General features: G+C 34.5%; 9 protein-coding genes and 1 tRNA gene. 8 read left to right on the top strand and 2 right to left on the bottom strand.

Features of this window, described 5'->3' with window-relative positions; translation table 11 throughout:
- The first annotated feature begins 47 nt into the window (after window positions 1-47).
- From FFR48_RS19045 to FFR48_RS19025, 5 genes are all read left to right on the top strand, one after another.
- Window positions 48-129 (top strand) — tRNA-Leu (locus tag FFR48_RS19045).
- 577 nt (window positions 130-706) lie between these two features.
- Window positions 707-1756 carry a response regulator gene (locus FFR48_RS19040; protein ID WP_137668457.1) on the top strand — a complete coding sequence of 350 codons (1050 nt, stop codon included), beginning with the start codon at window positions 707-709 and terminating at the stop codon, window positions 1754-1756.
- A gap of 328 nt (window positions 1757-2084) precedes the next feature.
- Entirely contained in the window at window positions 2085-2582 is a 498-nt protein-coding gene (locus FFR48_RS19035) for a chemotaxis protein CheW (RefSeq protein ID WP_096570950.1), read from the top strand.
- Window positions 2583-2660: 78 nt separating this feature from the next.
- Window positions 2661-4943 (top strand): methyl-accepting chemotaxis protein, encoded by a 2283-nt coding sequence (locus FFR48_RS19030; RefSeq protein ID WP_137668456.1) that lies wholly within the window; start codon window positions 2661-2663, stop codon window positions 4941-4943.
- Between the two features lie 29 nt (window positions 4944-4972).
- Window positions 4973-7972 carry a hybrid sensor histidine kinase/response regulator gene (locus FFR48_RS19025; protein WP_137668455.1) on the top strand — a complete coding sequence of 1000 codons (3000 nt, stop codon included), beginning with the start codon at window positions 4973-4975 and terminating at the stop codon, window positions 7970-7972.
- A gap of 82 nt (window positions 7973-8054) precedes the next feature.
- On the opposite strand, the gene FFR48_RS19020 is transcribed toward FFR48_RS19025, so the two are convergent.
- Both FFR48_RS19020 and FFR48_RS19015 read right to left on the bottom strand, forming a co-directional pair.
- Entirely contained in the window at window positions 8055-8831 is a 777-nt protein-coding gene (locus tag FFR48_RS19020) for a DUF4231 domain-containing protein (protein WP_137668454.1), read from the bottom strand.
- Between the two features lie 311 nt (window positions 8832-9142).
- The gene (locus FFR48_RS19015; protein ID WP_236104115.1) at window positions 9143-9442 is read right to left on the bottom strand and encodes a hypothetical protein; all 300 of its coding nucleotides are present in this window, start codon (window positions 9440-9442) and stop codon (window positions 9143-9145) included.
- Window positions 9443-9994: 552 nt separating this feature from the next.
- Between FFR48_RS19015 and FFR48_RS19010 the strand changes: the two genes are divergently transcribed.
- From FFR48_RS19010 to FFR48_RS19000, 3 genes are all read left to right on the top strand, one after another.
- Window positions 9995-10819 carry a DUF2382 domain-containing protein gene (locus tag FFR48_RS19010; protein WP_137668453.1) on the top strand — a complete coding sequence of 275 codons (825 nt, stop codon included), beginning with the start codon at window positions 9995-9997 and terminating at the stop codon, window positions 10817-10819.
- A gap of 225 nt (window positions 10820-11044) precedes the next feature.
- Window positions 11045-11953, top strand: coding sequence for a DUF2382 domain-containing protein (locus FFR48_RS19005; protein WP_137668452.1), 909 nt, complete (start codon window positions 11045-11047; stop codon window positions 11951-11953).
- Between the two features lie 204 nt (window positions 11954-12157).
- A complete protein-coding gene (locus FFR48_RS19000; RefSeq protein WP_236104114.1) occupies window positions 12158-12634 on the top strand; it encodes a DUF2382 domain-containing protein in 477 nt (158 codons plus the stop codon).
- The last annotated feature ends 140 nt before the right edge of the window (window positions 12635-12774 follow it).

Here is a 12774-nt window from a genome sequence, read left to right as displayed (position 1 = left end):
TTCCCTCTTGCCATTACTAATTTGTTATGCTATTATAATATCTTAATGCGGATGTGGCGGAATTGGCAGACGCGCTAGATTTAGGTTCTAGTACCGCAAGGTGTGAAGGTTCAAGTCCTTTCATCCGCATTTTAAAAAAATTGATCATAAAAAACTTCTGTTGGCGCTGATATCGAAGTTGAAAAATCAGCATGATTAAAATAATGGCTTGGATTCAGCAGAGTGTAAACAACAAGAAAGCTGGGTAAAACTTGTATTTGCTGATAAATACAGAGAGATTGGTTGAGTATACCGTGAACAGCAAGCTAAAAAGCTATTTGCGGTAAATTACAGTATTTAATAAAGTTAATAATTTTTTATAATTTGATTGTGAATATGTTTGGCGTGATTCACCCAAAATATTTGATTATCGCAGTATCTCTCAGTAAGTGATGGAAAACTTACAAATTGACTAAGATTTGATAATCTTTAAATACAGCAGGAGTCAGGAGTAAAACTCTCTTTCTGTTTATGTTTCACTTTTGATTCTGTACCTGATTGATCTGCAATCTGCTGTAACTCTGTTATTTTTGAGAGTTCATACAAAATAAAACATCTGGCTTTGTATTTATGACTACTAAATCTTTGATGTTTTATACTTGGTTTCAATTGTGATGTATCTGCTATGCAAATTCAAATCACAAGTCTTTAATTTAGCTAAAGCAAAATGATGACAACTCCTCTAGGTAGCTACAGGTTGTTTAACAAACTACATCCCCTGTCTTTGTTGGCACAGTTAAGCACAAAGAAAGTAACAGGTTGTTTAAGTGTATTTACTGGATTAGTTTCTTGGTCAATTTATTTAGAAGAAGGTAAATTAACTTACGCTACTTATTCAGATAAACTATTTGAACGTCTGGAGAGTCACTTACAACGTTTAAATCAGGAAATTCCTACTTTTAACAATGTAACTTATGAACAGATGGGTTTGATATATCAGTATGGCAATAACTGTCAATTGATACCAAACGCTGACTATCATGCGATTTGCTGGCTAGTAAATCAAAATTATATTACCCATCAACAAGCAGGGATGTTAATAGAAGAACTGTCCAAAGAAGTGCTAGAGTCTTTTATTTCTTTAAAAGAAGGTAACTATAAACTTAATACTGATAATTCCTTAAATGAACTACCAAAATACTGTCATCTGGATTTGCAATTAATAGTAGAACAGTGTCAAAAACAGTTACGTTATCGTCAACAAATTCAGTCAAAAAAATTATCTAATAGCAGTTTAACAAAACAAACAACATCTGCACCAAAAACAGAAGATGAATTAGAGGATAAATCAGCAAAATTCGCCACTGTTGAAAGGAATTTTCATAACAATTTGCCATCTGTTTTGAGTGAGCAATTATATACAATTGCCTGTATTGATGATAGCCAAGCAGTGCTGAATTCTATTAGACATTTTTTAGATGAAAAAACATTTTCTGTTGTCATGATTAATGATCCAATTAAAGCTTTAATGCAAATCATTAGAAGCAAACCAGACTTAATTTTACTAGATGTAGAAATGCCTAATTTAGATGGTTATGAACTATGTTCATTATTACGGAAGCATTCAGCATTTAAAAATACACCCATTATTATGGTTACTGGTAGAACCGGATTTGTGGATAAAGCGAAGGCGAAAATTGTCAGGTCATCTGGCTATTTAACTAAGCCTTTTACAAGATCAGATTTGCTGAAAATGGTATCTAAATACATTGGTTAATTTAATACTTTTCGTAAGTATTGAGCTATCAGTAATCAGCCAATGGCTACGCCACACTTGACTAAAAGCTTTCACCCTAAGAATGAGAATTTGTGGATGGGGAAAGTTTTTACAGAAGTCAGAAGAATATTGAAATTCTTATTATTCATGCATAATATTTTTCAATATTGAACCTGATAGAACTTTTCAAGTTCAGTAATTACGCAAAACAGAACGAAAGTAGGGGTAATTCATGAATTAACCCTACTCAAGAATCAGGTTTTTATTTTAATATTGCGTAAGTCATAAATTTTTGAGAATTTTGCCAACAAATATTTGAATTACAGTCATGAGCAATTCTAAACAAACCGTGTATTATCAAACCATTCAAAACTCTTTGGGAGATAGCTATCTTCAATTTCAAATCAATCAACAAACTACAGCTGTATTATCCGTCGCTCACACCCAAGAAGCAATTATTGTACCTATTGAAGCTGTAACATCTATGCCTAATATGCCAGCCTGTATATTAGGATTGATGAATTGGCGTAGTCGGGTAATTTGGGTAATTGATTTGCCAAAAATGTTTAATTTAGAAGGTTTAGATCATCGCCTGAGAAAGTATAATATTATCGTGACCAAAGTGGAATCAAAGCTTTTAGGTTTAGTTGTGCAAGAAATTAAAGGTACGACTAAATTGATGGCTGATGATATTCATTCTCCTGTCGGACAAGTGGCGGCTAGTTTAGTGCCTTATTTATGTGGCTGCGTGGAACAAAAAGAAGAAATATTGTTGGTATTAGATGCACATAATATTGTAAATTATTCTCATGGGGGCAGTGATTAGTTAATCAAGCTCAGAAAAATCATTTTTTGTTGTTATTATTACATAGAGTCAGGGGTATTAATTTAGGGGTATTTATTTATGTTTAATAAAACTGACACTGCTCAGACTGGTGATCCCAATAAAAAAGCATCTATTAAGACATTATCGCCCATGACAGATAAGAGAAAAGAAGTTAAAGAAGTTGTTGAACAGGAACATATAACAACTACTCATAAGTATTTTGGGAAAAATATAATTAATAAATATTTACAGCAAGTGAAATTAAGAACAAAAGCATTAATTTTTACCATTGCTATCAGTACCTTGCCAGTATTGGGAATTGGCATAATTGCTTATAGCTTTGGTAGCAATGTGATTAGTAAGCAAATTATCAAAACTCAAGAAAATAAATTAATTAGTTTAGGTGATATTATTAATCTGTTTCTGTTGGCAAGATATGGAGATATTCAAATTCTCTCAACTTTGCCATTTTTGACTAATGCTGAAGTTAGTAAAAGTACCACTCTTGCCGAAAAACAAACAGTATTAAATCGGTTCATTACAGCTTATCAAGGTTATGATCATCTGGCGGTTTTTGACTTAAATGGAAGAGTGATTATTCAATCTCAAGGTGCAACCAGTAGTCAGGAACAAAACTTGAAATATTTTCAAGATGTTATACAAAAGAATAGTCCTGTTATTAGTCAACCAGAAAGATTACAAAATAATGTAGTAGTGATTTATATTGCTGCTCCTGTGAAAGATGTAGCTACAGGAAAAGTGATTGCTGTAGTGAGAACACGCATATCCATGCAAGGGTTAATAGAAGCAATAAAAGATCAGGTAGATAATAACAAAGATTATTATTTAGTTGATCATGAGGGGAAATTTTTTCTCAGTCTTCAGAGGGAGTTATTAGGTCAAAAAGCTACAGTAATATATCCTGGTTTAGCTGACTTGCTGAACAGTGAAAATGTGGAAAATTCTACAGGAGTGCGAACCATTCATCAAACGCCACAATTGGTTAGTTATGCACCGCTAAAAAAATTAGAAGGTTTACCGGATCTCAAGTGGCAATTAATTCTGGCTGAAAATGCTGGAATTGCTTTTGGACCGCAAAGACAATTTCTCAAGCTGATTGTTAATATCACAACATTAATAGCATTAGTGATGACATTGCTGGTTGCTTGGTTAGCAAAGAGTATCATCAAGCAAAATTCGGCTGAATTAGTAGCAGTAGAAAACCTCACTAATAAAATTGAGACTCCTCTGGAAGATCAGAAAATTGCCGAATTACCTGAAGAATTACCTGCTGATGGTAAAGATTATATTCAGGTGAATCAAGAATCTATCAAAGAATCTATATCTGAGGAACAAAAGCAGCAAAAAGATACTCTGCATTTACAACTTTTGCAATTAATTAGTCAGGTAAAAAATGCGACTAGAGGTGATTTAAAAGTACAGGCGAAGGTGCAAGATGGGGAAATTGGTACTATTGCTAATGTGTTCAATTCTATTTTAGAAAGCCTCCGAGATATTGTTACCCAAGTCAAACAGAATGCGAGTGAAATTAATAGAGATATTGGCTCAAATCAAGACTATATCAAATACTTAGCAGAGTCAGCAACTACACAAATTGAAGAAATAAACCGCACCTTAGCAACTGTTGAGCAAATGACTAATTCTATCCAAGCTTTAGCAGATGGCGCTCAAGAAATTACTGCTATTGCTAATCATGCTAACCACAATGCTAACAAAAGTGGAAAAGCAATGGATTTGACAGTAGAAAATATTTTATCTTTGCAAGAAACCGTGGGTGAAACTGCCAAAAAAGTTAGGCATTTGGGAGAATCTTCTCAACAAATTTCTCGTGTGGTTTCTTTAATTAACCAAATTGCGATTCAAACTAATTTGTTGGCGATTAATGCAGGTATTGAAGCGGCACGTGCAGGAGAAGAAGGTCAAGGTTTTGCTGTTGTTGCGGAAGAGGTAGGGGAATTAGCAACACGCAGTGCGGCTGCTACTCAAGAAATTGAGCAAATTGTCGAGCAAATTAAACGAGATACAGATGAAGTTGTGAAAGCTATGGAGGTGGGGACAAATCAGGTGATTCAAAGTACGCAAATTGCCGCAGATGCGAAGCAGAGTTTAAGCGAAATTGTAGATATTTCCCAACAAATAGATGCTTTTGTTAAGTCAATTGCTACTGCTTCAGTTTCTCAAGTAGAAACATCACAGGTGATTAACCAATTAATGAAAAATGTGCTGGCTATTTCACAAAGCAATAGCGAGTCTTGCCGACACATTTCTACATCTTTACAAAAAACTGCGGAGATTTCCCAGCAATTAGAACAAAAGGTTGAGACTTTTAAAGTCAATTAATTTAAAAAATAAATAAGGAAAAATAATCTATGACTACAGATAAAGAACTAGAAATTCAAATGCAGTTTTTGGAGGAAGCAACTGATTATTTGAATACCTTAGAAAGTATCGTACTGAAAATAGATACAAGTAAACATCTAGATGTAGATAAGATTAATGCTGCTATGCGAGCTGCCCATTCTATTAAAGGTGGTGCGGCGATGATGGGTTTTAAAGTTTTGAGTAATTTGGCTCATCGTTTGGAAGATTCTTTTAAGGTTTTAAAAACTCGGAAAAAATCTTTAAAAATTGATACTCATTTACAGAGTTTATTGTTATCTGGAGTTGATTGGTTACGGCAAATTGTAGAATTATTATCAGATAGAAAATCTCTAGATGATAAATGGTTAAGAACTTTTTGTTATCCGATTTTTGATGAACTGCATGAGCGTTTGGGTGATCCTTCTCCAGAGGATATTACTACCATGCTCTCACCAGAAGATGGTCAAGAAATTATTCCTTTGCTGTTTGAAACGGAAGTAGAAGAATGTCTGCAAACTTTAGAACAAACTTTAGAACAAACTTTAGAATCTTTATCAGCAAATAGTTCTACAAATGATTTATATTCACAAGTAGAAGTGATGGCTACAGAGTTTGGTGGTTTGGGTGAAATGTTGGAGTTACCTGCTTTTACTCAGCTTTGTGATTCAGTGCGTGAACATTTAGCAAATCATCCTGATCGCTGTGTGGAAATTTCTCAGTTAGCATTGCAAGCATGGAGGCGATCGCAAGCTTTAGTATTAACAAATCAACGGGATAGAATACCAGCAAATATTGAGCTAGGTGAGTTAGGGGAAGTAGTTGTTAATCCTATTCCCCCACAGGTTAATACTAGCAATATCCCTACAGAAAATCAAGAGAATACCTTAGTAGCAGAATTAGTAGCAGAAGTAGTAATTCCTGATTTTGCAGATTTAGAAATAGAATTACCCCCAGAAATCAATGCTGTCGAGTTTCCTGATCCCAATGTAGCATTTACTCAAGAAAATACATCCTTAGACTATAAACATATTGAACGCAAAAGCGAAATCATTGGAGTTACTAAAGATAAAGAAATTCATGAAAATACAGTTAGAGTTCCTAGTAAACAATTAGAAGAAATTAATGATTTATTTGGGGAAATTATCATACAGCGTAATGGTTTAAATTCCCAATTAGAAAGATTACGTAAATTGGTTTTAGGACTAGGCCAACGAGTGCAAACTTTGCATCAAGAAAATCAACAAGTGCGTGCAGTTTATGAAAAAATCATTAGCGAAGATGTAAATTCTGGAGTATCAACATCAGCAGAGACGATGAGAGAAACAGAAACATTAAATCGCTATCAAAAATTAAACTTGCTTTCTCAGGATGTGATGGAAACTATTGTTCAGGTAGCAGAAGTTGCCAGTGATATTCAACTCAGTATTGATGATACAGATCAAATTGCTCGGAAGTTGAATAAAACATCTAAGCAAGTCCAGAGAAAATTAACGCAAGTGCGAATGCGTCCTTTATCTGATTTAGTTGAACGTTTTCCCAGAGCAATTAGAGATTTAAATGTTGAATATGGTAAAAATGTTCAATTAAAAATTGAAGGGGGGAAAACCTTAATTGAACGTAGTATTTTAGAAGCTTTGAATGAACCTTTAATGCACTTGTTACGTAATGCTTTTGATCATGGAATTGAAGATCCTGCTACCCGTCGGAGTTTAGGAAAACCAGAACAAGGATTGATAGAAATTAAAGGATTTCATCGCAGCGATCGCACAATTATTACTATCAGTGATGATGGTAGAGGTATTTCTATAGAAAAAATTCGTCAACGTGCTGTAGCTATGGGTTTGGATACCACATTAATAGCTACTGCGAGTGAAGATGAACTATTATCACTAATTTTTGAACCTGGTTTTACCACTTCTGAAAAAGTGACAGCTTTATCTGGCCGTGGTGTGGGAATGGATGTAGTTCGCAATAACTTACAATCAGTTCGGGGTGATATTCAAGTTGATACACAAGCAGGAATTGGTACAACTTTTACTTTATCAGTGCCATTTACTCTTTCAGTTGCAAGAGTTTTATTAGTAGAAAGCGATACTGCCACCAGTCCACATCATCGCATGGTTTTAGCATTTCCTACAGATGTAGTTGCGGAAATCTTTTTATTAGATAATAAGCAAGTTTTTTCAATGGATGGTGGAGAATTTCTCAAATGGCAAGATACCATGTTACCTTTAATGCGTTTGGGTAATTATTTTGAATTTAATTGTTCTCACTATCATCATTTAGAAATAGAAAGTCCGACGGGAATAAATGCTAGTAGTGTGTTAATTATCAAACATGATCATCAACCAATAGCTGTACAAATAGATCGTTGTTGGGGTGAACAAGAAGTAGCAATTCGTCAAGTGGAAGGAAATATACCTTTACCTGATGGTTTTAGTAACTGTACAATGCTTGGTGATGGTCGAGTAGTACCATTAGTAAATACTAATGAATTAGTATCTTGGGTAACAAACAATCAACGTCCTCATAAAACTAATCAATTGCCTACCACTAAATTAAAAACAGCTTTTCTCAAACCACAAAAACCGAAACCCATAGCTAGACCTACTCATCAAAAAGGCATGATTTTAATTGTCGATGACTCCATTAATGTACGACGTTATTTAGCCTTAACTTTGGAAAAAGGAGGGTATCAGGTTGAACAAGCTAAAGATGGTCAAGATGCTTGGGAAAAGTTAGAAAGTGGGTTAAAAGTGCAAGCAGTAATTTGTGATATTGAAATGCCCCGTCTTGATGGTTATAGCTTTTTAGAACGGGTAAAATCTCATGTTGATTTAAAAAGTATTCCCGTTGCCATGTTGACTTCTCGTAGTAGTAATAAACATCGTCAACTAGCAATGCAGTTAGGAGCGCGGGCGTATTTTTCTAAACCTTATAATGAACAAGATTTATTGAGAACATTAGAAGATATGATTTTTAGAATGACAGAAACAGATAATAATTGAAAGCTACCGGACTTCTTAAAGAAGTCCGGTATCTGAGTATTAGGATTCAATATTAAAGAGGTTATTCAGTTTTGGGTTTATCTTAAGAACCTGTTTCTTCGTTAGTTCCTTCAGCGGAGACTTCTTCTTTCTTCTTCTCCTGTTGTTGTTCTGCTTGTTGAACTTGTTGCAGGTGAATATTATTTACTTGGTTAATAAATAATTCGACTGCTTGACTTACTCTTTGTTGTTGTTCTGCTTCTCCAGAAACATCATAACAACGGTAAGCTGGTGTAATTCCCAAGACAAATTTTTCTTGTTCTGCTTCTAACAATTCAACAGTTGCGTTAGCTGCAACCCAATTTTTTTGAAATGGGAAAGAGGTGACAATACTAGCGACAATGGAAGCTACGGCCGGACAAATGACTGGTAGCCATTTCAGCCAAGGTTGTCCGGTTTCTAACTTATCCACCAATACTAAAATTGGGGTGACACCAGACAAAATTACAGTAGAAATTTGCAGGATATAGTAAAGATTTCTTGCTAAATTTCTAGTGCTTTTGTAATCATCAATCAAATCTTGGCAATACTCTAAAGCTTTGGCTCTGGCAGGAACTATGGTATTGTTTTCCAAGGAATTACTATTCTGTAATAAAGAGGTGTATAGTTCAGCTTTTTTTGCTAGTTCTGCTTTTTGAGCTTCTTTTCTAGCATTATTAACTGAGTTTCTGTTGAGGAGAAACAAAAAAATTGCAATAGCTAAAGCTCCAACTCCAGCTAGTACATACTGTTGATTACTAGAATCGAAATAAATGATGAAAGCCGCACTGATAAAAACAGCTGCTAATAGATAATCAATCAGCTTTAAGAACAAGAGCATTTTTTCACCTGGCGAAGAAAATGGATGGAATGTATAAGCATTTTCTAACTCAATTAAAAATTGAGTGAAAAGCCTGAAAATAGGTCATTTTGCAAACAATTAATTATCTTACACCAAAGTAGCATTAAATACAAGGTTGTCATGCGGCTAGTTAACAAAAATAAAAATATTTTGATGAAAAATTTAAAGTTTTGTAAAATCCATACATTTGATTTATACCTTTGTAAGTATTCAGCAATCTTCCATCGGTTTTTATCAACAAGAGGTTGAAAAAACAAATTAAAATATTCATGAAGTAATTGCACATATTTTTAAACTGTGAGAAAGAAAACCATTAATATCATGGTGATAGTCAGAGCAAAAATTAAAGCATATTCAAATCTACGACTAAAAAATCCGATAATAGTGATTAATCCTACTAATAAAATGGCAATACCAATATATTGTTCTTTTTGCAAATTTTTAGCGATTAATGAATCATCAGATCCGGAAGGAGTTTCTTCAATATTATTAGTTTTTCGTGTTGAGTATTGATATGAATTTATCTCATGCAGAGACGCAGAGACGCAGAAAGTATGAATTGTTAAAATTTGCTGTTTTGTAATTTTCATAAATCCTGTATTCTTGCCAGATATAGATGATAGAGAAAAAATGTAAATATTTAGACTAATTGCCTTATAATGTTTGGGTATTATTAGGTGACAGTAAAACCGCTTATTTATAATAGTGAAGAAGAATTTACCATTGGCGGCAGCAAAATTATACACAGTTGGTAGGGGTATATTAAAAATTGAAAATTGATCTTCTCAAAATATTTCCTCGTTCCCAGTCTCAGACTGGGAATGCTATCAAGAGTCTCTGACTCTTTTGTAACATTTTCGTGATATTGATCAAGGTAGAGCCTTGAGAATTTATTCCCATACAGAGTATGGGAACGAGAAATGAGAAAATGAGAAAGAAAAAAATTACTCAATCAATTTTTTATCTATCATTAGTTATATTTCCATCAGCAACATCACTACTAAAAATTGCCTAAAATTTACCTCCCAGTATGAAATATAAACTATAGTATATATCGCTAGAAGTCAGTCATCAGCAAGAGGAAAAATAGTCAAATTACGTCTAATGTTGTGAATAGATATTCAAAAAAATGGACATAGAATATGCCTCTTTACAAACTAGAAGAATTTGATCCAAACTATAGAGAAACCTTTGGCGGAGATGATATTAAAACCTTGAATCTCTATACCGAAGGAGGAACAGAAGTAGGTGCAGTTGCTGATGCTTTAGTCGATGAAAATGGCAGGTTTAGATATTTAGTGATTGATACAAGTTTAGATACTGTTGGCAAGAAAATATTACTACCCATTGGACTAGCTCGCATCAATTATCCCGCTGGGCGTGTCTATGTCGATGGACTGAGTAAACAGCAAGTAGAACACTTACCAGAGTACCGGGAAAACATCATTGTTGATCAATCATTTGAAGAATTGGTACGCTCTATCTATCGTTCTCACCTTGGTACCATAACTTATGAACTGGAAACTTACAACTACGAACAAGAACCAACTTTATATGGTTTAAATGAGCAATATCATCAAACTCTCAGACTTTATGAAGAACGTCTAATTGCTAACAAACATCGTGTGAAAACAGGAGAAGTAGCAGTTGGTAAACACATTGAAACTGAAACTGCACGGGTGACAGTACCTATTGAAAAAGAACGCGTTGTTATTGATAGAGTTCAAACACCAGAGATAGGTACAATAGTAGACCCCAACGAAATCAAATTTCAAGCAGGGGAAGTAGCACATATAGATGTTTATCAAGAAACTCCAGAAATTCATAAAGAAGCATTTGTTCGTGAAGAGGTGCGAGTCAGAAAAGTAGTAGATCGGGATATTGTGGAAGCAGAAGACACGATTCGCCGGGAAGAATTAGATATTGATACCTCCGGTGAATTAAATATCAATGAAAATCGTGTATAAATTCATGAATCAGGAATCAGGAGATAGTAGGGGTTTAGATCCCCGACTTCTTCAAGAAGTCCGGGATCTGGGTATTGGGTATTTTTCATTTCCACCAAATATCTGACTTTTGATAATTAGATTTTCTGGCGATTCATTCGTGAGAAAGATGGAAATATCAGCATCAATTAATATTCTTGAAGGTAAGAAATTCAGAAACACTATTAACCGTTGAGGAAAAATATAATGGTTCTTTACAAATTAGAAGATTTTGACCCTCAGTACCGCACTACTTTTGAAGACAAAGACATTAAGGGATTAGGAGTATATACAGAAAGAAATGATGAAAAAATCGGTACAGTCCATGATGCGTTAGTTGATGAAAATGGACATTTTCGCTATTTAGTAGTTGACTTAGGCTTCTGGATTTTTGGTAAAAAAGTTTTACTACCTATTGGTCGTACTCGCATCGACTATAATAATGATCGCGTTTATGCTCTTGGTTTAACAAAAGAACAGGCAGAAGATTTACCTGAATTTAACGAACGTTTAGCAGGAGATTACGACTATGAAGAACGGGTGCGTGGTGTATATCGTAAACCCGACTATCGCACCACACCGCTAGAAGCATCAGGTTCAGTAGAATCACCAACGCCCGTAGATTCCAGAGAAGTAGCAACAACCTCTACAGCCAGAACTACACCCAATTACACCCGTGATACCTACCGCTACGAACATGAACCGGAGTTATTTGGATTAAATGAGCAAGATCATCAAACTCTAAAACTGTATCAAGAACGACTTATTGCTAATAAACATCGCCGCAAAGTGGGGGATGTAACTGTTGGTAAGCACGTAGAAACTGAAACTGCACGAGTATCAGTACCCGTTGAAAGAGAACACGTTGTTATTGAGCGTGTCACCCCTGAAAATGCTGGTAGAACAGTTTCTTCCCGTGAAGCTGACTTCCATGAAGGTGAAGTTGCTCGCATGGAAATCCACGAAGAAATCCCGGAAGTTAGAAAAGAGGCTTTTGTGCGGGAAGAAGTGAGAGTGAAAAAAGTCGTTGAGCAAGATACTGTGGAAACTCAAGACACAGTTCGTCGGGAAGAGTTAGATGTGAATGCTCCTAATCTCCCGATTGAAGAACGATAATTAGTAAGTATTCAGGAGTCAGGATTTAGGATTCAGGATTCAGGAGTTAGAATAATTGTAAAATCAGGAATCAAGAGATTCAAGATTTTATCAAATACATCAAGATAATCAAAGTTTTAATTTATTCTGGATCTGGATTTTGAATTTTGAATCCTTCTATCTTAACTATTGAAATAATATTGATTGTATTTAATGAACCACGTTATGCAAAGCATTTCCCGAAGGGTAGACACGAAGGACACGAAGGAAGAAAAGATTATCCCTCTCTTGGAAGAAAGGTTGTTTGTTGATCATAATAAACAAAAGGTAGGAGAGGTGATTGTTCGTAAAGAAATCGAAACTGAGATGATCCAAGTTCCTGTGAGACGGGAAAAATTAATTGTTGAACAAGTTAGTCCACAACACCAACAATTAGCAGAAATTGATTTAAGTCACGGGGAGATTCCTGGTATTGAGTTAATAAATGAGGAAATATCAAAAGATTCTAGTTTGGATAGAGGTTTAACGGTGAGTGGAGAGTTTATTTCCCCAAAAATTGCTAGTTTGCTTTTAAATGCGATCTCTCAAGAAAAAGATCATGGTTGTCAACAAGTCAAAATCACAATTTCTGTAGAAAATCAATCCCAACAGCAAAAGTATCAAGAATGGTTTAACCGTTGTTCTCATTCTTCTCATATTTAATTTTATGGTGGGTATTACCCACCTTTTTAATTATTAATTAATTAATTAATTAATTAATAATTAAAAATATCAATCAATTATCAATTATCAATTATCAATTATCAATTAATTGGTGTATATCTTTGACGATTATAGATTGC

The sequence above is a fragment of the Sphaerospermopsis reniformis genome (genome assembly GCF_005402885.1).
GTDB classification, from domain to species: domain Bacteria; phylum Cyanobacteriota; class Cyanobacteriia; order Cyanobacteriales; family Nostocaceae; genus Sphaerospermopsis; species Sphaerospermopsis kisseleviana.
Note: the sequence above shows the minus strand (reverse complement) of the source record. Positions and strands in the feature narration are given on the sequence as shown.